We start from the raw sequence: 24282 nt of genomic DNA on the forward strand, positions 1-24282 counted from the left end.
GTGCTGTGGCAAGGATGGCTCAAATTACAAGCCATCCTTGAAGGGTACGAATTAGCCAAGTCTCTTGAACTCTAAGATGTGATCAAGAGACAGGCGTTTGCTGGCTTTTTTGGTATTTGTTATTGAGTACGTGCGATAGAAAGCAACTTCCAACTCGGACACGTCGTGAATACTTCCATGTAGACTCTGCCGCAGCATCCCTGCTGCGAAAGGTCCTCGCCGGAAGTTCCTTCCTATCTCTCCAAACTGTGCCACGCAGCCAAACAGTCCTCGAGCATCAAAGAGGTAGCAAGTTACAGCTTAGTCGTGCTTCAACAAGCATGGATGCTTGTTGTAGAGCGCTCCACGGATGGACTTGAGCGTCACTACTTAGCTGTGACTTGCGACCGACTGCGCTCCGACTAAACAACTGACAATCTTGAATAAGCGAACCCATTACTGATGAAGTCGCCATAATTTAGCTTCGCATCCGCTTTTTTCTGCCATTTTTCATTCGGTTGGATACAATTAGCGCAAGCACTTTAGAATTTATTCAAGGCTATTTGATGTCGCCAATTTCTCGCTCCCCACAAAACAATCAAACCGGGTTTACCCTGGTTGAGCTGGTGGTGGTGATCATTGTGCTTGGCGTCATCTCAGTTGTTGCTGCGCCGCGCTTTATTGGCTCGCAAGGGTTTGATGAAATCGCTCTGCGTGATGAAGTCATGCAACGCCTGCGAGCCGTGCAATTAAGCGCCATGAATGGCGTTGCGGCCGACTGTCATGCGCTGGTGATCAATAGTGATGAATTTGGCGTGTCAGTGATGGATGCCGATCCGTGTCCCGGCACGCTTGAGCACGTTACCGACTACAGTCAGACCGGCCTCAGCATTAGCCAAGGCATTTTCGGGTTTGACCGCTTGGGGCGGCCCACTGATAGCTGCAACGGCGGTTGTAACATTGAAATCATCGGCACCACCACCGAAACCATCACCATCGAATCGGAGGGCTTTATTCATGGTTTATAAAGCCCAAAATGGTTTCACTTTGGTTGAAATCGTCATCAGCATCGTCATCATGGCCATTGCGCTGCTGATTGTCACCTCCGTCATGGCGCCGCAAGCCAGAAATACCGTTGATCCAGTGATGGATGTTAAAGCCGCTGAATTAGCGCAAACCTTATTAAATGAAGCGCTGGCTAAATCGTACGATCACAACTCCGATCATAACGGCAGCCGCTGGCGCTGTGGCGAGAGCATTGTCGGTCTTACCATTGCCAGTTGCACCACCAGTATCGGCCCCGACATGGTCGGCGGTAGTTTGGAAAGCCGAACCCAATTTAACGACGTCGATGACTTTGACACCGGCGGCGCATTTTTATCTGGCAACGACCTGTTAAATTCATCCGGCCAAGCCATTGGTCCGCTCTATCCCAACTTCGCTGCCGCTATCGCAGTCAGTCATGACGCGGCGGCTTTTGATGACTCGGGCACCGATGTCGCCAAGCGAATTGACGTTACTATCCGCGGGCCATCGGGTCGAGAACTTGTGTTCTCCGCCTATCGAGGAAATTACTAATGGCTCGCCGAATGCCTGCGATGGGTAGCGCGGCTAGCGCCGGATTCACCCTGATGGAATTGGTCGTGGTCATCGTGCTGCTGGGCATTGTGGTGATTGCCACCAGTAACTTTGTCATCACCGGCGTCGAGATTTTTACCCGAGGCGTTGACCGCCAGAATATGGCCTCAACGGGCCGCTTTGTGGTCGAGCGATTATCGCGTGAAGTGCGCGATGCGGTGCCCGGCAGTGTCACCATTCGCAACGACTTGGGGGACTGTTTGGAATTTCGGCCAATCGAAGCGACGCTGTTTTACCTCGATGCGCCCGTCGCACCATTGCCCGCGGCGAGCACAGCCATTGTTGCCAGCAATACCAGCTATTCGTTTGATAGCTCGGCCAGCAATTATGATGCGATTATCTACCCCCTAGTTCGAGACCACGTATTTAGCGGTAGCGGTAATAGTCGAGCGGTGCGCGTGGCGAGTGGTGGCTTGTCTGACAACGGCGATAACACCAGCACCCTGCAATTCAGTGGTAATTTTCAGTTTCCCGAAGGCTCGCCTGCGCAACGGTTATTTTTGACGCGAACTGTGGTGAGTTATTGTTTGGTCGCCGGCGAGCTATATCGACATACCAGCAGTAACGGCAGCATTACGCCGGGCGTTGGCGGTGTATTGATGGGGCGAGTGTTTGCCAATGGCATTGGTGAAAACATGTTTGCCATTAGCCAGTCGCAGTTTTCTGGGGTGTCGTTGGTGCAAGTATTTTTGCGGCTGAATGCCCGTGATGAGGATGTGGTGCTGAATCATGAAATTCATCTCCAGCAAGTCCCATAACCTTATGCCGATAGGCAAACAGCGCGGCGCCAGTTTAATGGTGGCGCTGTTTTTATTGGTGATCTTATCGATGCTGGCCGCGCGCCTGATTAATGTTATTTCAGACAGTTCCCGTAGTGTCGCCGTTGAAGTGTATGGCACCCGCGCGTTAATGGCGGCGCAAAGCGGCGCCGATTTGGCGTTGGTTAAGTTATTTCCGTTGAACAATGGTTTTGGCGCTGGCTGCGCTGCGGTGCCAGCCAATGATAACGGCGAGTTTGCTGAAAATGCCGGCTTGCTCCGCTGCTCTGCCACTATTCAATGCCAGCAGCAAGCGCTGCCCGATGCCGTTGGCAGTGTGCTCTATACCATCACCGTCACTGGGTTTTGTGCTGGCGGCAGCGGCGAAGAGGCGATCAGAGCAGAGCGAGTGATTGAGCTGGAAGCCAGAGGAGTGAACCTTTGATCAGACAACTGGCCATATCGCTGGCGTTGTTCACCTTGCTGGTTAGCCATGGCGTGGAAGCCAATAGCTGTGATCAGGTGCTGGTTAAGGCCTTGCAAGGTGTTCAGGAGCCCAATAACGGTGGCAACGGTGGCGCCTACTTCACCCAGAATAATGACAGTGCCAAGATCCATGATGTGGGTGGTCAGCAATTTGATTTTGCCCGTGTCAGAGGCTGGCTTGTCAGCCAAGGTTGTAATGACGGCAGTGGCAATGAGTTTCAGTGCCAAATCACAGAGCAAATTGGGATCAGGGGCAATCCCGCTTGGGATTTGCCGCAAAACAATCAAGCCGACAGTATTAATGCGTACAACGGCATTACCGCCTATTTAGGTGTTCCTGATTGGCTCGCGCCTTACTTTAGCGCTAACTACTTGGTCCGCACCGAAAGCGTTTATAAACAAATGGATATTGGTGGCACCGTCTATTTGTGGGGGGGCCGTGATGCCAACCAAAATGATCGCGGATATATTCAGTACAGTATTGACCGAGTGAACCATTACGGCGGCCGATTATCGGTGCCGCCCGGCGATTTGCTGATCGCTAAAAGTTTTCAAATTCCCGGTGGATCGTTTGAGCCACAAGGAAATAATCGCCCAACCGGCTGGGATGACTTTATTGATGACATTCCTATGGGAAATGCCAGCGGCTTTTTCTCTCAACTAATAGCCACATTGTTTGGCGGTGACGCAGCTGTTTCTCAAGTTGATCGGATTGATTTTGTCTTGGACGCTCTTGATCGAGGTCTGCAAGTCCCATCGTCTGAAGTAGGAAGCTACGTGGTTTTTGTCTTTGCTGATGGTGATATACCCGATTCATTGGTTGAGTTTCTGTGGCCGCTAGATCACCCCTCCGCCACCACTCGAATGCGCCTCAATAGCCGTTTGGATATCAACAATTCAGCGGCGCGGATGAATGACTATTCCGGGGCAAAAGCCGAATACCTCGTGGTTCATACCAATCAACAGATGACCATTAGTGGTGGCATATTTCGCGGTGCTTTGGTGCAGGCGAATGAGGGCAACAACAATCAGAACATCAATCTGGTGATTAACAATAGTCAGGCAACGTTTCATGGCATGGCTTCGGTGGAAGCGGGCTACACCATGAATGCGGGTAATTTTTATTACGAACCAGCTGTTAAAAACGCTGATTTTGATGACATTTGTGATTCGGTGAGCACCGAAGTGGATTTGTTCATTGATGCCAAAAAAGATACGGCGCTTACCTGCGAAGTGGTCGATGTGGAATTGCGAGTGGAGCGCGGAGGTAGCACGGTTACTGATTTTGAAGGGGTCGTTAGTCTCAATACCAGCACATCAGAAGGCAGCTGGGTTGGTGATGGTTACTCCTTTAATGGTGAGCTAAACAACACCAGTAATGGCAATGGCAGCTATGAGTTTGTTGCTAGTGACAATGGTCAGGTGCTGGTGGGATTCCGTCATCCGTCGATTGGCACGGTATCAATGGAAATGATCAAAGATACAACGACCTCTGAGCCCGATTCGGTGACCTTTGTGCCCGAAGGGTTGGCGGTAGAATTTAATCCTGAATATCCCACCGCCAACGAGCCATTTGAATTAATTGTCAAAGCGGTGAAACCGAACGACTCTGACCCCAGCCAGTGCGTTTCTGATATTAACTACGAAGGCACTAAAAACATTGCGTTTGCCATGCGTTATGCCGACTCCGAGCAATCGGTCTTTGTGCCGTTAACGCAAGCGGCCGAGACCATCCCCGAAGAGGGCAGCGGTACGTTGGTGCGCCAATTGAACTTCGTTCAGGGCGAGTCGGTTCCGCCCCTTGATGATGTCAATTATCGCGATGTTGGTGGCATTGAGGTGATTGCCAGCGATGAAGATTTTGCCGCCGAGTTTCCAGATCAAGCGCCATTAACTGGCGAAGGCTCGACCATAGTGGTGCCGGCGAGTGTCACCATCTTGGATGTCCGAACCCAGCTTGATGGCGGCCAGTGTGGTGCAGTTAACTTGCAGGGGACCGCAACCAGTGGTGCCGCCTTCACTGCCGCGGGCGACCCATTCGTTGCGTTGGTCTCGGGTTTAGTAGCGAATTGCCCGGATTCTGGGGAGCCCAGCGGCAGTGCCTGTGATCCCAATGCGGTTGCTTGCGCTGCACCAAACTTTAAAGCGCCAGTGGCTATTTCTGCCGATTTGGATACCCCCAATAAAGGCTCTGATGGCGAGTTTAGTGGCGATCAACCGGCAGAAAACGACTTTGCCAATGGTAGTGCCGTTGCCGCCAATTTACGCTATGACGAGGTCGGTAGCATCATCTTGCGATCCGAAGTTGTCGATTATGCCGGTACCGGCATCGATTTCAGCTCAGAGCTGGTGGTTGGACGATTCTACCCGGCTTACTTAGAGCGCACGATTGATGCTGTTCGAGATCTGCCTAATGCTCAGCCGGGCTGTCTAAACTTGGCCGCAGGGGAAGACCACTTTTCCTATCTGTCGGCGCCAAATCAACAGCTTAGCTTTGAGCTGGTGGCCCGAGCAAGGGGCGGCGAAGTGACTGAAAATTATCATCAAGACGATGATGATCCCGATAATCATTATGCCTTCACCGCCACGGCGCCAAGTTACCTGTTATACGATGACAGCACCGATCTGAGCGCTCGTTTGCAGGGCTTGCCAGATCCTCTGGTGTGGCAAGATGGCATTGTATTTGTTGAAGATGATGGTTTTACTGTCGATCGCTTATTCACCGCGCAGACACCACTCACGTCAATAGAAGACGGGCCGTTTACTCGCCCTGAAATCGGTTTGTCTCTGGAAGGAGGCGATGGCGAGACGTTCAAGCTACAAGATCTGATTTATGACTGTGGTGGCGCCGCTTGCCCTCAGTTAGCGATTGAATTGCTAGAGGCGCCGATCGCAGAGTTACGCTATGGCCGCTTAAAAGCTGATGATGGGTACAGCCCCGATAGCCTAGATTTGCATGTGCCACTACAAGTGGAGTATTGGAATGGCAGTAACTTTGTCGTTAATAGCTGGGACAGTTGCACTGAGTTAGGCTTTGCCATGATGTCATTTGATCCACAAAAAGATAACGCTGATGCTATCGACATTGGCAGTGGCTCATCGACCTTGGCGCTGACTCGTGATCGTAGCAGCTATGTTGGCTCGGGTGGCACAGTGATCACGCAAGATGGTCGCTTGTGGATCCGCTACACGGCGCCAAATGACTCCGGCTCAGCAACGCATTTCGTTGGCGAAGGTGGCGTGTCGAGCCCAATAAGCCCATGGCCAGAATGGTTGAAATACAATTGGGATGGTGATCAAGGAGCCTCGCCAAGCCCCGGTGATGACGCCAGCGTCAGTGGTGTTGCAACGTTCGGCCGCACCCGTGGCAGCGATCGGGTGATTTCGCGGCGTGAACTCTAGAGCCTGTTAATCTCGACAGAACTGACCCCAAATCGGCGTGATTAAGCTGAGGTAGTCACTCATTGTCATGACCACCGATTCGGTGGTAACGCCGCAGTTGAAGGCAATTTGTTGATTTTGCTGGAGTCGTTCATCGAGATACATGGGGACATCAATCAGCCCGCCGCCAAAAGGCGGTAATGCGCCTTTTTCTACTCCTGCAATGGCCATCAACTCGTCGTTTGAGGCAAAACGAAGTTTCTGGCAGCCAAGAAAGCGTCGTACTTTTTGCGAGTCCACTTGCTGATCGGCGGGCACCACAATCATGGCAAAATCACCCTGATGAAACGAATTTGCCGTGTAACGGCTGCGAAATAGCAAACTCTTGCCACCCAGAGTCATCGGTAATTGCCGTTCTTTGGCACTCTGCTCACAGGTGCTGGCGGCGCTATGGCGCTGTTGTTGGTGGGGAATTTGGTGCTGGTCTAGCAAGGTCAGGATTTGCAAGCCAATTGGTGTCATTTGTGGTGTTAAATTTGCGTCAAAAAAATCATCATCTGCCAACATCATGACAGATTTTTGTGGTCTTGTTGTGGTTTTACCATTTAATGGCTGAATTAAGTGGTTGCTTGCTTGTCGAAGCCCTAGGGCATTGGTAAAGTTAGCCCGTTTAATTTGAATCATTAGCCAATCTAACCTTGGGCGCCTCATGTTTAAGAAATTTCGCGGAATCTTTTCCAACGATCTGTCTATCGATCTAGGGACAGCAAACACTCTCATTTACGTCCGGGAACAAGGCATCGTCCTCAATGAGCCTTCGGTTGTAGCTATTCGCCAAGAGCGAGCGGGCGGCCCGAAAAGCGTTGCGGCAGTCGGCCATGCCGCTAAGCAGATGTTGGGTAGAACACCAGGCAATATCCGAGCAATTCGTCCGATGAAAGACGGTGTGATTGCCGATTTCTATGTCACCGAGAAAATGCTCCAGCACTTTATCAAGCAAGTGCATTCGAATAATTTTTTCCGCCCGAGCCCACGCGTACTGGTGTGTGTGCCTTGCGGTGCGACGCAAGTTGAAAAACGTGCGATTAAAGAATCTGCCGCTGGCGCTGGCGCCCGTGAAGTGTATTTAATTGAAGAGCCAATGGCGGCGGCGATTGGTGCTGGCTTGCCAGTGTCTGAAGCAACCGGCTCGATGGTGGTTGATATTGGTGGTGGTACCACTGAAGTAGCCATTATCTCGCTGAACGGCGTGGTTTATTCATCATCTGTTCGCATTGGTGGTGACAAGTTTGATGAAGCCATCATCAACTATGTTCGCCGTAACTACGGCAGCTTGATTGGTGAGGCGACCGCCGAACGCATTAAGCATGACATCGGTTCGGCTTATCCGGGTGAAGAAGTTCGCGAAGTGGAAGTCCGTGGCCGTAACCTCGCCGAAGGCGTGCCGCGTAGCTTTAACCTCAACAGCAACGAAATCCTTGAAGCGCTGCAAGAGCCGCTCACCGGAATTGTCTCTGCGGTCATGGTGGCGCTCGAGCAATCTCCGCCAGAACTGGCTTCGGATATTTCTGAGCGCGGCATGGTCCTGACCGGCGGTGGTGCGCTGCTCAAAGAACTCGATCGCCTGCTGATGGAAGAAACCGGCATTCCGGTTGTGATTGCCGATGATCCGCTGACTTGTGTTGCGCGCGGTGGTGGTAAAGCACTGGAAATGATTGATATGCATGGTGGCGATGTCTTCGCGTACGATTAATCGTCGCTGGTAATCGCCCAATGAATCCTATTTTTGGTCGGGGCCCATCGCTCCAGCTTCGTTTGATATTGGCCGTTATCACGGCCATTCTGCTGGCGTACCTCGACCGAAATTTTGCCTATATTGCCCAAGTCCGCGGCTACCTGAGCACTGCAGTCAGCCCTATCTATTACGTTGCCAATTTGCCCGAACAAGTACTGACCGAAGTGGGTGATGTCCTCAAGACCCGTTACACCTTGCGCAAAGAAAATGCCCAGTTGCGAGAGCAGGCCCGTCTCGATGCCGGCAAGCTGCAGATGTTGGCGCAGTTGAAGCGTGAGAACAATCGTCTGCGCGCCCTATTGGGCTCACCGGTGCAGCAGGATGCCCGCAAAATGGTGACCGAAGTCATTGCGGTGGAAAGTGATCCGTACCGCTACCGCGTGCTGATCGACAAAGGCAGCAAAGACGGCACCTATATTGGTCAGCCGGTGCTTGATGACAACGGTGTTGTCGGACAAATTGATGAGGTCGGTTACAGCACCAGCCGAGTGTTGTTGATTGCTGACTTGAGTCATGCCCTGCCGATTCGGATTAGTCGTAATGACACCCGTAGTATTGCGCTGGGGATTGGGGCGCTGGACAAAATGGAGCTGCAACATGTGCCCCACAGCGCCGATATTCGAGAAGGCGACTTGGCCATTACTTCGGGTCTTGGCGGTCGTTTTCCTGAAGGCTATCCGGTGGCGCGGGTGATATCGGCTAACTTTGATGAAAGCTTACCGTTTGCCGAGATCGTGGTGCAGCCAATTGCAGCACTCGACCGACTGCGTTATTTGTTGCTGGTGTGGCCTGCCGAGCACGATCAAGAGCCTGTAACCAAGGCTGATTCTGCCGCCGAGCAAGTGGCAGAGGAGGGCAGCTGATGCGCGCACGTCTTTGGTTGGCTCTGACCTTGTTGGTGGCGTTGATTGCGGCGGTGATGCCGGTGCCTGCCTGGATTCAAGATTTTCGACCGGATTGGTTGTTGCTGGTACTGGGGTATTGGGCGCTGGCGTTACCCAACCGAGTGAATGTCGGCACAGCTTGGAGCTTTGGCCTGATTCTGGATATTTTGCAGGGCGCTGTACTCGGCGCTAATGCGCTGGCGCTCAGCGTGGTGATTTATGTGCTGGCGCTGCATTTCCAGAAAATACGCAATTTCTCGGTGTGGCAGCAGGCAATTATCATTTCGCTGCTATCCATCATGGTCAAATTGTTGAGCTACTGGATGAGCTATCTGGCCTACGATATAGACTTTAATGAGCAGCAACTGTGGGGCGCGCTGATTAACTTTTTGTTGTGGCCTTGGCTGTTTTATTTGATGCGGCGCTATCGCCGTCATTTCAGAATACGCTAATCTACTGAATACGCGTTTGCGGATATCGCCATGAAATTATCTTTGCCTCTGGTGTTAGCTTCCCAAAGCCCGAGACGACGGGAACTGTTGGGGCAATTGGTCAACTGTTTTGAGCAGCGCAGTGCCGACATTGATGAAGTGCGCCAGAGCGGTGAATCGCCGTCGTCTTATGTTGCCCGATTGGCGCGCGAAAAAGCCCAAACGATAGCGCATTCAACCGCAGATAAGTGGGTATTAGGCGCTGACACTATCGTGGTATTGGGCTCGCGAATTTTTGAAAAACCGGCGGATGAAGCGGATTGCTTGGCAACCTTATCGCTGCTCTCTGGTCAAACCCATCAAGTGATGACAGCGGTGGCCTTGTGTAAAGGCGAGCAACTCCTCCAGCAAACCGTTATCTCTGATGTCACGTTTCGGACGTTGAGCCGGTCGGAGATCCAAGCCTATTGGCAAACCGGCGAGCCGGCAGATAAGGCTGGCAGCTATGGAATTCAGGGCTTGGCCGGATGTTTCGTTTCTCATTTATCGGGCAGCTATAGTGCCGTGGTGGGGCTACCTTTGTGCCAGACTCACCAGATGCTGCAGGCTGCAATTAAGGAATCCTGAATTATGTCGAATATGTCAGCGTTAGGCGTTGAACTATTGATCAACGTGACGCCCAGTGAAACCCGAGTGGCACTGGTTGAAAACGGGGTGTTGCAAGAAGTACATATCGAACGAGAAGCGAAACGAGGCATTGTTGGCAATATCTATAAAGGCGTTGTCAGCCGTGTGTTGCCCGGTATGCAAGCCGCCTTTGTCGATATTGGATTGGGCAAAGCTGCGTTCTTGCACGCTTCGGATATTGTTCCTCACACCGAGTGTGTTGCCGATGTTGAACAAGAGCATTTTCAGGCCGGTAATATTGCCGAGTTGGTCCGCGAAGGGCAGCAAATTGTGGTGCAGGTGGTAAAAGATCCGCTGGGTACCAAAGGCGCCCGACTGACCACAGATATTACCTTACCGTCCCGTTATCTGGTGTTTATGCCCGGCGCTTCTCATGTAGGTGTGTCGCAGCGAATTGAGTGCGAGGAAGCAAAACAGCGCTTAAAAGACTTTGTCTCCAACTACATCGATGAAAGCGGTGGCTATATTGTTCGCACCGCAGCCGAGCACTCAAGTGAAATCGAGCTGGAGCAGGACACGGCGTTTTTACGTCGGCTATGGGCAAAAATTCAAAAACGCTGGCAGGGCGATCCACCGCTGAGCATGATTTATGAAGATCTGCGCTTGGCGTTTCGGGTGCTGCGTGACTATGTTGGAACCGGTATTGACCGCATCCGAGTTGATTCTCGCCAGACCTTTGAGCAGCTCGATTCTTTTTTAGAAGACTTTGTTCCGACGCTGAAAGGCGCCTTGGAATACTATCCCGGCGAGCGTCCGATCTTTGATTTGTACGATGTTGAGACCGAAATTCAGCGCGCTCTTGAGCGCAAAGTGGAACTCAAATCAGGCGGTTATCTGATCATCGATCAGACCGAAGCGATGACCACCATTGACATCAATACCGGCGGTTTTGTTGGCCATCGCAATCTCGAAGAAACCATTTTCAATACCAATCTTGAGGCAACCCAAGCTATTGCGCGGCAATTACGCCTGCGCAACTTAGGCGGGATCATCATTATTGATTTTATCGATATGGTGCAAGAAGACCATCAAGAGCGGGTCATGCAAAGCCTTGAAGCGGCACTTGCACGTGATAATGCCAAAACCAAGATTAGCGGTTTCTCTGGTTTGGGCTTAGTGGAGATGACGCGCAAACGCACTCGGGAAAGTTTAGAGCACGTGTTGTGTGATTCTTGCCCGTCTTGCGGCGGCCGCGGCACAGTGAAAACCGTTGAGACCGTGTGTTTTGAAATCCTGCGGGAAATTCTTCGGGTCAATCGTGCTTATGATGCTGATATGTTTGTGGTCTATGCCTCACCGCCGGTTGCTGATGCATTAACCGGCGAAGAGTCGCACTCGATGGCGGAACTCGAAGTCTTTATTGGCAAACAGGTCAAAATCCAACCAGAAATTATGTACGGTCAGGAAAAGTTTGACGTGGTGATGATGTAACCATGGCATTGCGGCGCATTTGCCAATCCACGCTCTATTACCTCTGGTTATTGCTAGCGGTGGTGGTCATTGTTGCCGCCTTGGCCGTGAGTTCGTTGCGGCTGTTAGTTCCCCATGCTGAGCACATCAAGCAACCCTTGGTTGACTGGTTTCTCGATACCTACCAAATGAAGATTGACTACAAACAGCTCGACTTACAGTGGAGTCGATTTGGTTTGTATGTCTCACTTAGCGACGTCAATGTTGATCCGACAGACGGCGTCGATCGCCTTAAAGGCATTGATTTGATGAGCTTGCGGATCGATCCGCTAGCCAGCCTCATGGCCCGCGAAGTGCGATTCGGCGACATTCGCATGCATGGTGTTGAGCTGGATATATCGACGATTGATACCTCCGGCGAATCAAACGATCAGCAATCGCCCGCTCAGCAGCTAATGGTGGAGCTGGTTGGGAGCCGCTTTAAGGCCTTTGAGCTGTCCGACTTAGTCATTCACCTGGGCGACGAGCAAGAGATCCCCAGTCTTCATATTCCCTATCTCACTTGGACCAATAGCGAACGCTTGCATCAAGGCGAAGGTCGCATTCAAATGGGGCCAGACAGCGATGAGACGGTCAAGTTTATCGTCAAGTTATCGGGCAATGAGCAGCGGCCAAAGAAAATCACTGGCCAGCTTTATATCGAGGTCAACAATCTATCGCCGCACCCGTTTGTGCAACCGTACTTGGGCGATGAAATTACCATTACCGACAGTTTGTTGAGCTTTGAAACTTGGGTGAGTTTCGGTTGGGATAGCATTGATCAAGTGATGCTGCGGTTGGATCAAAACCGCTTGGCTTGGCGGCTACCGCTGAGCGAGGACGACGATGATCATCAGTTGGTGATTGAGAAAGGTTATCTGAGTTTTAACGCCGAACAGCAAGGCTGGCACTTGTTTAGTGATGATTTGGATGTTCATACCAACGGCGAGTTATGGCGAGATTTGAATCTAAAAATCTGGCAACGCGAGGAGCAAATTCAGGCGTCAGTCGAGTATGTCGATCTGAGTTTAATTGCGCCGCTGCTGGAATGGATCCCTGAGCGTTGGGAATTGCCGATTCCAAAACAGGTACCGTTAAAAGGTGCGGTCCGAGATTTGATGGTGAGCTACCAGGATGCGGAGCGTTGGCAGATCCAAGCCAACTTCGCCAACGTCGGCTGGCCTAAAATCGACAACATGCCCGGTGCCGAGCTGGTCAATGGCGACATCTATCTTAATCAGCACTTATTGCAGTTAGAGCTGTCGGCACCGCCGCAACTGATTAGCACCGGTGAGTTGTTCTACCATGACATTGAGCTGGAGCGGCTTGATGCGTTTTTTCAAGCCTATCGCCACGACTGGGGCTGGCAGTTTGAATTACCCAAGTTAATACTCCGCGCCACTGACTTGTCGGCCGAAGTGGTGGCCCAAGGGCGCATGGGGCCGGATCTGCCAAATGAGCTGTACCTTTATGCCGAGTTAGATTTAGCGGATGCGGGTCATGCCGATTACTATTTTCCGCTACCAGCGATGGGCGCCGATTTAGCCGACTATCTGAGCGAGTCGCTGCAATCTGGCCAAGCTAAAGGGGCACAGATCTTGTGGCACGGGCCATTGGCTAATTTCCCCTATGACGATGGCAGCGGCATGTTTCAGGCGTATGTGCCGCTACGCAATAGCCGCTTTAAATTCAGTCCCGACTGGCCTGCGCTGGAACCGCTTGATTTAGATTTGCAGTTTGAAAACAGCGACCTGAATATGTTGGCGCAGCAAGCCCGATTGTATGATGTTCATGTTGACGATTTAGTGGCTCGGATCCCAGGTTTGAGCGGCGACTCGGTATTATCCATTGATGGCAATATCAGCGGCAGCAGCACCTCCGTTCGAGAAGTGATGCGTGATTCCATGCTGGCTGACTCGCTTGGCGAAACCTTGGATTTGATGGACTTAAAGGGGCCGGTTTGGGGGCCTTTGTCATTAAAAATTCCACTGGATAATGCCGAAGCGGTCGAGGTGTCCGGCTTTGCTCAGCTTGAACAAGCCGAGCTGCTGGTGCCGGGCACTCACACTCACTACATTACTGATGCCAGTGGTCGCATTGATTATCAGCAGCAGAATTTTCGCATCGAAAAATTGCTCGGTAACTATCATCAATTGCCGGTTACTATCAGCGTGTCAGGTGATCAAAAAGGCGACGATTACCTCGTCGACGGCACCATTGATGCCAGTTGGCAAGCGGAGCAATTGCGACAGTTGCCGGACTTTTGGGTGCCGGGTCTGACCGGTCGTCTTGATACCCACGCCAAGGTTCAGTCGCGGATTGACGACAAAGGACCGCATACAGAAATCACTATTCGCTCTGACTTATCGCCGCTAACCATTGACTTGCCAGCACCTTTTGCCAAGCCGGCTGACCAGGCCCAACAATTGCTCGGCAATATCACGATTAGTGCAGCGCATCAGTTTGATATGACCTTCCAGTTGGGCGATGTTGGCCAGCTTCGTTGGTTGCAGGATCTGTCCGTTGCTGATTCGGCGGCGAGTATTTGGATTGGCGTTGGTGCTGAGCCACCAGAGCAAATCGAAGCGGGCTTGAGCCTCGATATCAGCCAACCGCATATTGATATTAATCAGTGGCTTGCAGTGTTAGATCAACAACACAGCGCGACGCCTAGCTCACTGCCATTTGACCGTGGCCATTGGCACTTTGATCAGATTGAGGCTGAAGGCTGGTATCTGGAGCAAGTCAATATTGAGATGGAAAAGACCCCGCTTGGTTGGCAGGCTCGCTTGTCTGGCCCCGCCGCTGAAGGTTCGGTGCGCTTTGACAGTCTTGAGCAGCCGCTGCTCGATATCAAGCTGAGTCAGTTTAACCTGCAACAACTTGAGCCAGAGTCATCAACGCCAGCTGCGCCACTTCCCCCCGCCACGCCAGCCGCCGAGTTTGTTCCAGCTGGGCAAAACGAGTTAGCGAATATTCCAGATTTGGATGTGCTGTGTAACACATGCGTAGTCAATAACGTAAACCTCGGCGAAGTGCGGTTGAAGAGCGTGACGCAACCGAAACTCGGACTTTGGCAAATCGAAGAGGCGTGGCTGAAAAATCCTCACGGCCAAATCACCTTGGAGCAATTTGACTGGCGACTTGCCGCCGATGGTGATGATGCGCCAGCGCAACCGATGACCACACTCAAAGGCAAATTAAAAGTCAGCAATTTCGGCAAGTATGCCGAGGCCTTTGTCACTTCCGGCGAAAACCCAATTAAAGACAGTGATGCCACGGGAGAGCTTAATTTCAGTTGGCCGGGGGCTCCTTATCAATTTAACCCGCAAACTGCTGAAGGTGTGTTTGCTTGGGAGCTTGGCCCGGGTTACGTTTCGGAATTAAGCGACAAAGGTGCGCGGGTCTTCACTTTGTTAAGCATCGATTCTCTGGTGCGTAAGATCCGGCTGGATTTTTCTGACGTGTTCGACAAAGGATTGCACTACAACAGCTTTGAGGGCGACTTTGTTCTCAAAGATGGCTACGTCAATTCCAAACAATTGGAAATGGATGGTGTTGCTGGCGATATGTTCATCAACGGCCGAACGAATTTGGCAACCCGTGAACTTGATTACGATGTCGTCTTTAATCCCAATATCACCGGCAGCTTACCGCTGTTGTCAGCACTTACTTTCAACCCATTCACTGGTTTAGCAGTGCTAGCTGTATCGACTGTGATCAAACCCGCAGTAGAAGTGGTGACTCAGGTGCGCTTCAAAGTGTCAGGTACGACATCAAATCCTGTGGTTGAAGAGGTTGGTCGAAGCAGTAAAGAAGTTGAACTGCAAAAGCCGAAAACTGAGCCGCAATTACTCGATGAAGTGCTGCCTGATGCAGCCGAAGCAGGGCAGAGCAGTGCCGCGCCAACGCCATCAACTAGCCCAGAAGCGCCAGCGCCAGTGGTGAGCGAAGCGCAGCTATTGCCCGAGCTGCCTACGGAGCAGCCGATTACCGTTGGAGATACGCCGCCCAATGAGTGAGTTGACCGTCGCTGCCATACAAATGTGCAGCAAGCCCGAACCTGCAGATAATTTGCAATGGCTGGAGTGGTTGTTTGCATCACTGCCAACACAACGGCCGCTGCTGGTGGTTTTGCCAGAATGTTTTGCTGCTTTTGGTCGTGAAGACGGCCGCCCTTACGGCGAGCAATTTGGCGACGGCCGAGTGCAGCAGTGGTTGAGTCAGCAGGCGGCGCAGTACCAAATCTGGTTGCTAGCTGGCTCTCTTGGGATAACGACTAGTACCGAGCATAAAATTACCGCATCGAGCTTATTGTTTGCGCCAGATGGTTCGCTCCGAGCTCGCTATGACAAACGTCACCTATTTGATGTCGATGTGGCGGACAATGTCGGTAGCTATCGCGAATCGTCCTACACCGAAGCGGGTCAACAATTAGTGGTGGTGGATGTTGAAGGATTTCAATTAGGTTTGTCCGTTTGCTATGACTTGCGCTTTCCTGAGCATTTTCGGGCGATGCTCGATCAGGGCTTAGATTTGATTGCGGTGCCAGCGGCATTTACCGCCGTCACAGGCAAAGCCCATTGGCAGCCCTTGTTGCAAGCGCGAGCGATTGAAAATCAATGTTATGTCATTGCCGCCGGTCAATCTGGGCAGCATCTCAATGGCCGCGAAACCCATGGCCACTCCATGGTTATTGACCCGTGGGGACAGGTGACTAGCGACAGCGGTAAACAACTTGGTATCATTGTCGATTCGATTTCTAGGCAGCGTTTAAACGACGTTCGCCAAGCAATTCCGGCGCTGAATCACCGCCGTTAATTTGAGGAAGTGTTTGAATGGCCACCGGCTCTCCCGTCTTGAACCAAGTCAGTGATGAAATGCTGGCACCTGCTGAGCTACAGCTTAATGACTTGCAGCAGTGTCTTGAAAGCATGTACAGCAATCAGCTCGATTATGCTGATATTTTTCTGCAAGGCTCGCATCACGAATCTTGGGTGCTGGAAGACGGCATTATTAAAGAAGGCAGCTTCAACATCGAGCAAGGGTTGGGCGTTCGTGCCGTGACCGGCGAAAAAACTGGATTTGCTTACTCAGATGAGCTCACTGCCGATGCGTTGTCGATGGCTGCCAATACCGCCAAGGGGATTGCCGATTGTGGTCAGGAGGGTAAGTTACAAGTTGCTCAAGCGGTAGCCCAATCGCAAATTTACCAGCCAATTAACCCGCTCACCGCATTGGCCGAGGCCGAGAAAATCGCCTTGCTGCGTGAAGTCGATGAACTAGCTCGTTCGTTAGATGTGCGAGTCTCTCAGGTCATTGTGAGTATCAGCGGCGTCTATGAACAAATGATGGTGATGGGCTCGGATGGCACCTTGGCGGCTGATATCAGACCCTTGGTGCGGATGAATTGTACCGTGTTGTTGCAAGATGGCACGAAGCGGGAGCGCGGCTCTGCCGGCGGTGGTGGCCGTCTCGACTATAGCTATTTCAGCGATATTGACGCCAAAGGCCACAAACGAGCCCTTGGCTATGCCCATGAGGCCGTGCGTCAAGCTCAAGTTAACCTCACTGCAATCGATGCACCTGCTGGCACCATGCCGGTGGTACTTGGTGCCGGTTGGCCGGGTGTGTTACTGCACGAAGCCGTTGGTCATGGTCTCGAAGGTGACTTCAACCGTAAGGGCTCATCGGCCTTTACCGGTCAGGTTGGTAAGCAAGTCAGCTCGCCGCTGTGTACGGTGGTGGATGATGGCTCCATTGCCAACCGTCGCGGCTCAGTCAGTGTTGATGATGAGGGCACCCCAGGTCAGTACAATGTGCTGATTGAAAATGGTGTATTGCGCGGATACATGCAAGATAAGCTTAATGCACGATTGATGGGGGCAAAGCTGACTGGTAATGGTCGCCGCGAATCATATGCCCATTTGCCCATGCCGCGAATGACCAACACCTACATGCTGGCAGGTGAGAGCGACCCGGCAGATATTATCAAGTCGGTGAAAAAGGGCCTGTTCGCACCAAACTTTGCGGGTGGTCAGGTTGATATTACCTCCGGTAAGTTTGTTTTTTCGACCTCTGAAGCTTACCTAATTGAAAATGGTGAGCTTACTGTACCAGTCAAAGGCGCGACGCTGATTGGTTCTGGACCAACGGCGATGAAGCACATTTCTATGGTTGGTAATGACTTGCAGCTCGACGAAGGGGTTGGCGTGTGTGGTAAAGATGGTCAAAGCTTACCCGTTGGCATTGGCCAACCGACCCTCAAGGTGGACGAACTTACGGTCGGCGGCACCAGCAGCTAAGTCACCAGTTAAAAAGACAAAGCCAACGATAAAACGTTGGCTTTTTTTGTGTCTGACAGCAAGCGCTACTCTGCTGAGGACTCCGCGATTTCACGCAAATATTTGAACAACTCCCGTGCTGATTTGGGAGGCTTGTTCTGCTTTTGTTCCCGCTGAGCACCTCGGCTGAGTTGGCGTAAGCGTTGGCGATCGGCTTGTGGATAATCGTCAATAAACTGCTGAATGGCGCTGTCACCTTCGGCAATTATGGCATCACGGGTATTCTCAAGCTGATGAAACGCCTGATTGTCTTGCTGTTTTTTGGCTTCGATTAAAGCGATGGCTTTAATGATGTCGTCGCAATCACGCTGCCGCATGAGTTTGCCAATATATTGGATCTGACGACGATAACCCTCTCGCTTGTTGCGAATGCGCTTGGCCAGTTGAATGGCCTCCAGCAAACTCTCATCAAGGGGCAGTTTTAACAGTAACTGATCGCCCATTTCAGTGAGTTGGCGGCCTAATTTTTGTAACGCTTCACTTTCTTGCTTGCGCTGGGTTTTAGAGACCCATTCCAACTCATCTTCGGGCTGTGTGTTTTGCTCTGACATGGCCTTTCACTAATCATGGTTTCAGATCCCTCGCAGGACTCGCACCGCGGGGGTAAATTGCAGTATCATGGCTGCTTTGCCGATTTTAACAGAAACTGGACCCAAGCTTCATGTCCCAACCGATTGCCGAAGAGCAAGCGCAACTACAGCAAGTCATTGAAGATACGTTGAGTTACGCCAAGTCCAAAGGTGCCTCACAAGCAGAAGTGGCGATGAGTCGCCAAACCGGAGTATGTGTTAGTACTCGTATGCAAGAGGTTGAAACACTTGAATTTAATCGTGATGGCGCATTGGGTATTACGGTTTATTTCGGGCATAAAAAGGGTAACGCATCAACCTCAGATTTGCGACCCGAAGCAGTTCGAAGCGCCGTTGATGCGGCCTGCAACATTGCCCGATTTACTTCCGAAGATCCATTCAGTGGGCCGGCCGAAGCGTCTCAAATGCCAGAAGAAGTGCCTGATTTGCAGCTTTACCATCCGGGTTCTCTATCGCCTGAACATGCCATTGAGTTAGCCCAGCGCTGTGAGCAAGCGGCATTTGAAGCTGATCCTCGGATCACCAATTCTGATGGCGCCACCTTTGCCAGTCATCAATCGGTGCGTGTCTATGGCAACAGCCATGGCTTTATCGCCGGATATCCCAGCACTCGCCACAGCCTCAGCGCGGTGGTTATTGCCACTGATGGCGATGACATGCAGCGCGATTACAGCTACTCAGTGAGTCGTCAAGCTGAACGGCTGTGGCTGCCAGAGCGGGTTGGTAAGCACGCCGCTGAGCGTACATTGAATCGCCTCAACGCCCGCAAACTGGGCACGCGCAAAGTACCTGTGTTGTTCGCTTCTGATCTGGCATCGGGCTTGTTTGCGCATTTAGTGAATGCCATTGCCGGTAGCAGCCTGTATCGCAATGCGTCGTTTTTGAAAGACAAACTTGGCCATCAGATCATGCCAGAGCATGTGTCGATCGTGGAACGGCCACACATTCCTTGCGCCTTGGCGAGTGCGCCATTCGACTCAGAAGGTGTTGAAACCCAAGATCGAATGATTGTGGAGCAGGGGACATTAAGCAGTTATCTGCTGACGGCTTATTCCGCTCGCAAGCTGGGCATGGAAAACACCGGCCACGCCGGTGGCATATACAACTGGCTGGTCCGTCACAGCGGTCGAGACTTTGAGCAATTGTTGGCAGAAATGGGCACTGGCCTGTACGTCACAGAGCTGATGGGGCAAGGCGTGAATACCGTAACCGGTGATTACTCGCGCGGCGCGAGCGGTTTCTGGGTGGAAAATGGTCAGTTGGCTTATCCGGTTCATGAGATCACCATCGCCAGTAACTTGAACGATATGTTCAACAATATTGTTCGCGTCGGTGCAGACTTAGACCGCCGTGGTCAAATCCAAACCGGTTCAGTACTGATCTCTGAAATGCAGGTGGCAGGTCACTAATGGCGATTGAACTGACCATTGCCGATTATCACAACCCAAAACACGGCGATGATTTGATCACCTTGCTCCGCGCTTATGCGAATGACGTGATGGGCGGTGGTGACGATCTCAGTACGTATGCTCAACAACACTTGATTGCCGCACTGGCGCAACAACCGGGAGCATTTACGGTTCTGGCGTATGTTGATGGCAAGCCAGCTGGTTTAGCCAACTGTTTCACTGGGTTCTCGACATTTGCTTGTAAACCTCTGATCAACATTCATGACTTTGCCGTTATGCCAGAATTTCGAGGACGCCAGTTAAGTCAGCTATTGCTTGATGAAGTTGAGCGAATAGCTCGCCAGCAAGGTTGTTGCAAGGTGACGTTGGAAGTTCTGCAAGGCAATACTGTGGCTCAAAATGCTTATCGTAAGCATGGCTTTGAAGGCTATGAACTGCCGGGTGGACGAGGCCACGCCTTGTTCTGGGAAAAGAAGCTGGCATAACGTTTTTATTACGGCTTGTTTGCGACTTTGCACAAAGCGGCTTGCAAGTTACGTCGCAGAGACGTTGTGAATACCTCCCTGTACGCTTTGCTGCCGCGTCCTGCGGCAGAAACTCTGCTTAATAACTTCCAAGCCGCTTTTCAATCTTGCGCAGAGGTTGCCGTCAGAGGAATAAATGATTCAGCAGCAAGCTTCTGCTGCAGGACGCAGCAGCAGAGCCATCAAGGATGATTTTACGGCGTCTTGTTGATGAATTTTTTATTCCGGCAGCTCCACTGAGATGGAAACGAGTTATGGCTTGTTTGCGACTTTTCTCGACTAAGCGGCTTGCAAGTTACTTCGCAGAGACGCTGTGAATACATCCTTGTAAGCTTTACTGCCGCGTCCTGCGGCAGAAACTCAGCTCAATAACTTCCAAGCCGCTTTGTCTTGTCTCTGCTGGATTCGACGAAGAGCAAACAATTCGTAACGGAGCGATGCTTCAGGCGGCATGGATGCCGCATGTAGAGCGATACATGGAAGTACTTGAGCGTCAGAGCGAGTTATGGCTTGTTTGCGACTATGCACAACTGAGCAGCGCTTAGCTCAGCATTAACGTGGCAGTACCTAGGAAGGTGAACAGGCCGATAATGTCAGTGAAGGTCGTGACCATCATGCTGCCCGCCAAGGCTGGATCAATCTTGAATTTCTTCAGCGTCAACGGCACCAGCACGCCAGCGAGCGCCGCCATCAACATATTGACGAACATGGCCACCGCGATGACCACACCAATATGCCAATCACCTTTCCAAACGGTCACCACCGACGCCAGAATCGTTGCCCAAATCAAACCATTAAAGACACCAACCAACGCTTCTTTGCCGAGCAGCCAACGGGCGTTTGAGTCGCCAACATGGCCAAGGGCAATACCGCGGATCACCAGAGTCAGGGTCTGATTGCCCGCCACTCCGCCCATGCTTGGCACAATGGTCATCAGAATCGCGATGGTGGCTAGTTGCGACAGGATGTCTTCAAACATATTGGAAACCGACGCCGCCAGCAATGCAGCACCGACATTGAGTCCGAGCCAGATTGAACGGCGTTGAGTACTCTTGGCGGCAGGAGCAAAGGTATCTTCCTCATCTTCAAGACCGGCCATGCTCATCATCGAGTGCTCGGCATCTTCACGAATAATATCAACGACATCGTCGACGGTGATACGGCCGAGTAGGCGGTCATTGGCATCAACCACTGGCGCTGAGATCAACTCATAACGTTCGAAGTGTTGAGCTACTTCTGAATCGTGTTGTTCTGCTTTGAGCGGTGCTACTTCGGATTCCTGGATCTCGCGGATCATCGTGTCTGGCTGACAGATAATGAGGTCGCCCAATGACACCTCGCCAAGTAATTTATCCTGACCATCCACGACATACAGCATGTCGGTACGTTCTGGTAACTCGCCGCGTAATCGCAGGTAGCGCAACACCACATCCACCGAAACATCGGGGCGTAGGGTGATGACATCAGTGTTCATCATGGCGCCGGCACTTTCCTCATCGTACGACAGCGCCTGTTCTACTCGGTGTTTGTCCTGCTCGCTCATTGAGCTGAGCACTTGCTGATAAACCGACTCTGGCAAGCTACCTAAGACATAAGCCAAGTCATCGCTGTCCATGCCCTCTATTGCGGCAGCAACGTGCTCAGGATCCATTTCCTGAATGATGGAGTCTTTAATGTCTTCGGATAATTCTTCGAGGATGTCACCGTGTTGATCGGGATCGATCAACTGCCACAACACCGGACGGGCCGACGGTGTCGAGGATTCGAGTAATAGGGCAACGTCGAAAGCGGGTAATGAATGGAGCATTTGTCGGACATGCACATACATGCCGCTGGTTAGGGCGTCGTTAACTGCGCGTAAACGACTATGGGTCTGTTGTTGCTCGAGTGATTCCGGCATCGCCCACTACTCCTATCCCCTGATAAATCTCGGGGTGTATTCTATCCGAATCAATCGGATATTCCACTGATGGGTAAGAAGTATTTAGTTCTGATTGGCTCTGAACTTGGTGCTACTCACCTTCATCGAAAAAGTTATTGATTAGGGTTTCCACTGCATCCAACGCGCGCTCCGCATCGGGGCCATCGGCAGACACCTCAATGTGCTGGCCTTGGCAGGTTTCGAGCAGTAATAATCCCATTACACTGGCTGCCGAAGCTTGTTTATCGCCATGTTTGATCATCACGTTGGCATCAAAATCCTGAGCCACTGTAGCTAGTTTAGTCGCTGCGCGCGCATGTAAGCCGAGTTTATTCTTGATCAGCAGTGAGCGAACTTGTGTCATAGCCTTAATGATTACCCTCTAAATTGCGATGTCGCAGCTGTACTTCGCGTTCCGTGCGGAAGTGTTCTGCTAGTGAATTGGCAATGAATACTGAGCGATGACAGCCGCCGGTGCAGCCAATGGCGACCGTCACATAACTGCGATCGTTTTGCTGTAGCTGAGGTAACCATTTGATGAGCATCGATTTAAGCTGTTCGATGAATTCGCCAACTGTGGGTTGATGGTTAAAGAAATCAATCACAGGTTGATCATTGCCAGTGTAGCCACGTAATTCAGGCTGCCAGTAAGGGTTGGGTAAAAAACGCACGTCGAAAACAAAGTCAGCATCATTGGGAATGCCATGCTTAAAACCAAATGACTCAAAAATCAGCACCATCGACGAGCTAGGGCTGCCAGAGACGCGCTCTCGCAAGGTCGCACTGAACTGATAAATCGTCATTTCGCCGGTATCGAGGAATAAATCGGCTTGCTCTCTGACTGGTGCGAGTAGCTCCGTTTCTGCGGCAACCGCTTCGGTCAGTGTCGGGTGGGCTCGGGTCAGTGGATGGCGGCGGCGAGTTTCAGAGTAGCGTCGTAGCAACACTGAGTCGGCGGCATCGAGGAAAATAATAGTGGTTGAGACTGTACTGCGGATCAGGGTCAGTAATTGTTCAACTTCTGCAGGGCTGTTGGGCAAGTTGCGCATGTCGAGACTGACCGCAATTTGCTCATGGCGATTTTGCTGTTGGGTGAGCCACGGCGTTAATAATTCGACCGGTAAGTTATCGACGCAGTAGTAACCAAGATCTTCCAGAACACGCAGTGCGACTGACTTTCCTGAGCCAGAACGACCACTTACAACTGTGAGTTTCATCCTGTAAACCAATACCAGCTAGCAAGCTTATGCCGTGATAATAACCTGATATAGGTGTTCAGAACTAGTGGCAGATCGAAGCTGTTTGAGGGTTTCTTTGTCGGATAGTTTTTCGGCCACCATGGCCAGCGTTTTCAAATGCAGGTTGCAGTCTTGTTCAGGAACCAGCAGGCCAAACAAGATGTCGATGGGGCGTTTGTCGATGGCGTCAAATTCAATTGGCTTCTCAAGTTGCAGTAACACCGCTACCGCTTTGCTGTCGGATGGCAGGCGTCCATGGGGAATAGCAATTCCTCCGCCAATACCGGTTGAACCCAGCTTTTCGCGGTTTAACAAGCGCTCAAATATATCTTGCTCGGTCAACTCAGGTAGTTGCGTGGCGGCAACCTGACTGAATATTTCCAGAGCTCGCTTTTTGCTGGTGCAGCGGACTGCACTAAGGGTGCAGTCCGCGCTGAGAATGTTACCAATATTCATCATCGATAGAGAGGGTTAGTGCTTCTGCAGCTTTTCCTTGTGCTTGATCACCTGACGGTCAAGCTTATCGACCAAGGAATCAATGGCGGCATACATGTTTTCTTGTTCGGCGGTGGCAACCAAATCGCCTCCGGAGACATGAACGGTTGCTTCTGCAATGTGGCGGAGCTTTTCTACTTTCAATACCACGTGGGCATTGGTGATGTTATCGAATCGTCTTTCAAGTTTGCCTAGTTTATCAGTCACGTAATCACGTAGGGCAGACGTTACTTCAACATGATGACCGGTTAAGTTTAATTGCATAGGCATAGT

At 51.5% G+C, this 24282-nt stretch carries 22 protein-coding genes; 15 read left to right on the forward strand and 7 right to left on the reverse strand.

Annotated elements, in window-relative coordinates; genetic code table 11:
* The first annotated feature begins 545 nt into the window (after nt 1–545).
* The 5 genes from IC617_RS18990 to IC617_RS10565 are packed head-to-tail and all read left to right on the forward strand — an operon-like array spanning nt 546 to nt 6263.
* Entirely contained in the window at nt 546–1007 is a 462-nt protein-coding gene (locus IC617_RS18990; RefSeq protein WP_191144965.1) for a prepilin-type N-terminal cleavage/methylation domain-containing protein, read from the forward strand.
* Nucleotides 997–1557, forward strand: a complete 561-nt coding sequence (locus IC617_RS10550; RefSeq protein ID WP_191144966.1) for a type IV pilus modification PilV family protein — start codon at nt 997–999, stop codon at nt 1555–1557. Before IC617_RS18990 ends, IC617_RS10550 begins: the two co-directional genes overlap by 11 nt.
* The gene (locus IC617_RS10555) at nt 1557–2375 is read left to right on the forward strand and encodes a prepilin-type N-terminal cleavage/methylation domain-containing protein (protein ID WP_191144967.1); all 819 of its coding nucleotides are present in this window, start codon (nt 1557–1559) and stop codon (nt 2373–2375) included. The genes IC617_RS10550 and IC617_RS10555 overlap by 1 nt, the downstream gene beginning before the upstream one ends.
* Nucleotides 2347–2820 carry a hypothetical protein gene (locus tag IC617_RS10560; RefSeq protein ID WP_191144968.1) on the forward strand — a complete coding sequence of 158 codons (474 nt, stop codon included), beginning with the start codon at nt 2347–2349 and terminating at the stop codon, nt 2818–2820. The genes IC617_RS10555 and IC617_RS10560 overlap by 29 nt, the downstream gene beginning before the upstream one ends.
* Nucleotides 2817–6263, forward strand: a complete 3447-nt coding sequence (locus tag IC617_RS10565) for a DUF6701 domain-containing protein (protein ID WP_191144969.1) — start codon at nt 2817–2819, stop codon at nt 6261–6263. Before IC617_RS10560 ends, IC617_RS10565 begins: the two co-directional genes overlap by 4 nt.
* A gap of 6 nt (nt 6264–6269) precedes the next feature.
* Here IC617_RS10565 and IC617_RS10570 read toward each other — a convergent pair whose 3' ends face one another.
* Nucleotides 6270–6926, reverse strand: a complete 657-nt coding sequence (locus IC617_RS10570; RefSeq protein WP_191144970.1) for a YbaK/EbsC family protein — start codon at nt 6924–6926, stop codon at nt 6270–6272.
* A 25-nt stretch (nt 6927–6951) separates the two neighbouring features.
* Between IC617_RS10570 and IC617_RS10575 the strand changes: the two genes are divergently transcribed.
* Genes IC617_RS10575 through tldD form a run of 8 tightly spaced genes read left to right on the forward strand, consistent with a single transcriptional unit; the run spans nt 6952 to nt 17793 of the window.
* Entirely contained in the window at nt 6952–7995 is a 1044-nt protein-coding gene (locus IC617_RS10575; RefSeq protein ID WP_087506261.1) for a rod shape-determining protein, read from the forward strand.
* Nucleotides 7996–8015: 20 nt separating this feature from the next.
* A complete protein-coding gene (mreC, locus tag IC617_RS10580) occupies nt 8016–8900 on the forward strand; it encodes a rod shape-determining protein MreC (protein WP_191144971.1) in 885 nt (294 codons plus the stop codon).
* A complete protein-coding gene (gene mreD, locus IC617_RS10585) occupies nt 8900–9373 on the forward strand; it encodes a rod shape-determining protein MreD (RefSeq protein ID WP_191144972.1) in 474 nt (157 codons plus the stop codon). The genes mreC and mreD overlap by 1 nt, the downstream gene beginning before the upstream one ends.
* 30 nt (nt 9374–9403) lie before the next feature.
* Nucleotides 9404–9979: a Maf family protein gene (locus IC617_RS10590; RefSeq protein ID WP_191144973.1), complete on the forward strand. Its 576-nt coding sequence runs from the start codon at nt 9404–9406 to the stop codon at nt 9977–9979.
* Nucleotides 9980–9982: 3 nt separating this feature from the next.
* Nucleotides 9983–11470, forward strand: a complete 1488-nt coding sequence (gene rng / locus IC617_RS10595) for a ribonuclease G (RefSeq protein WP_255522917.1) — start codon at nt 9983–9985, stop codon at nt 11468–11470.
* Between the two features lie 2 nt (nt 11471–11472).
* Nucleotides 11473–15510, forward strand: coding sequence for a YhdP family protein (locus tag IC617_RS10600; RefSeq protein ID WP_191144974.1), 4038 nt, complete (start codon nt 11473–11475; stop codon nt 15508–15510).
* The gene (locus IC617_RS10605) at nt 15503–16309 is read left to right on the forward strand and encodes a carbon-nitrogen hydrolase family protein (RefSeq protein ID WP_191144975.1); all 807 of its coding nucleotides are present in this window, start codon (nt 15503–15505) and stop codon (nt 16307–16309) included. Before IC617_RS10600 ends, IC617_RS10605 begins: the two co-directional genes overlap by 8 nt.
* A gap of 17 nt (nt 16310–16326) precedes the next feature.
* The gene (gene tldD / locus IC617_RS10610; protein ID WP_191144976.1) at nt 16327–17793 is read left to right on the forward strand and encodes a metalloprotease TldD; all 1467 of its coding nucleotides are present in this window, start codon (nt 16327–16329) and stop codon (nt 17791–17793) included.
* A 65-nt stretch (nt 17794–17858) separates the two neighbouring features.
* Here the strand turns inward: tldD and yjgA are convergent, their stop codons facing one another.
* Nucleotides 17859–18383, reverse strand: a complete 525-nt coding sequence (gene yjgA, locus IC617_RS10615) for a ribosome biogenesis factor YjgA (protein ID WP_191144977.1) — start codon at nt 18381–18383, stop codon at nt 17859–17861.
* Nucleotides 18384–18493: 110 nt separating this feature from the next.
* Between yjgA and pmbA the strand changes: the two genes are divergently transcribed.
* Both pmbA and IC617_RS10625 read left to right on the forward strand, forming a co-directional pair.
* Nucleotides 18494–19831 carry a metalloprotease PmbA gene (gene pmbA / locus IC617_RS10620; protein ID WP_191144978.1) on the forward strand — a complete coding sequence of 446 codons (1338 nt, stop codon included), beginning with the start codon at nt 18494–18496 and terminating at the stop codon, nt 19829–19831.
* Nucleotides 19831–20316, forward strand: coding sequence for a GNAT family N-acetyltransferase (locus IC617_RS10625; RefSeq protein ID WP_191144979.1), 486 nt, complete (start codon nt 19831–19833; stop codon nt 20314–20316). Before pmbA ends, IC617_RS10625 begins: the two co-directional genes overlap by 1 nt.
* 580 nt (nt 20317–20896) lie before the next feature.
* On the opposite strand, the gene mgtE is transcribed toward IC617_RS10625, so the two are convergent.
* The 5 genes from mgtE to hpf form a co-directional block, all read right to left on the reverse strand.
* Nucleotides 20897–22255 carry a magnesium transporter gene (gene mgtE, locus IC617_RS10630; RefSeq protein ID WP_191144980.1) on the reverse strand — a complete coding sequence of 453 codons (1359 nt, stop codon included), beginning with the start codon at nt 22253–22255 and terminating at the stop codon, nt 20897–20899.
* Between the two features lie 112 nt (nt 22256–22367).
* On the reverse strand, nt 22368–22640 hold the full coding sequence (locus tag IC617_RS10635; RefSeq protein WP_191144981.1) for an HPr family phosphocarrier protein: 273 nt from the start codon (nt 22638–22640) through the stop codon (nt 22368–22370).
* A gap of 4 nt (nt 22641–22644) precedes the next feature.
* Nucleotides 22645–23493: an RNase adapter RapZ gene (gene rapZ / locus IC617_RS10640; protein ID WP_191144982.1), complete on the reverse strand. Its 849-nt coding sequence runs from the start codon at nt 23491–23493 to the stop codon at nt 22645–22647.
* Between the two features lie 27 nt (nt 23494–23520).
* A complete protein-coding gene (gene ptsN / locus IC617_RS10645; RefSeq protein WP_191145096.1) occupies nt 23521–23970 on the reverse strand; it encodes a PTS IIA-like nitrogen regulatory protein PtsN in 450 nt (149 codons plus the stop codon).
* Nucleotides 23971–23985: 15 nt separating this feature from the next.
* Entirely contained in the window at nt 23986–24273 is a 288-nt protein-coding gene (gene hpf, locus IC617_RS10650) for a ribosome hibernation promoting factor (RefSeq protein ID WP_191144983.1), read from the reverse strand.
* Nucleotides 24274–24282: the final 9 nt, after the last annotated feature.

The organism is Neiella litorisoli, assembly GCF_014773395.1.
Lineage (GTDB): Bacteria > Pseudomonadota > Gammaproteobacteria > Enterobacterales > Neiellaceae > Neiella > Neiella litorisoli.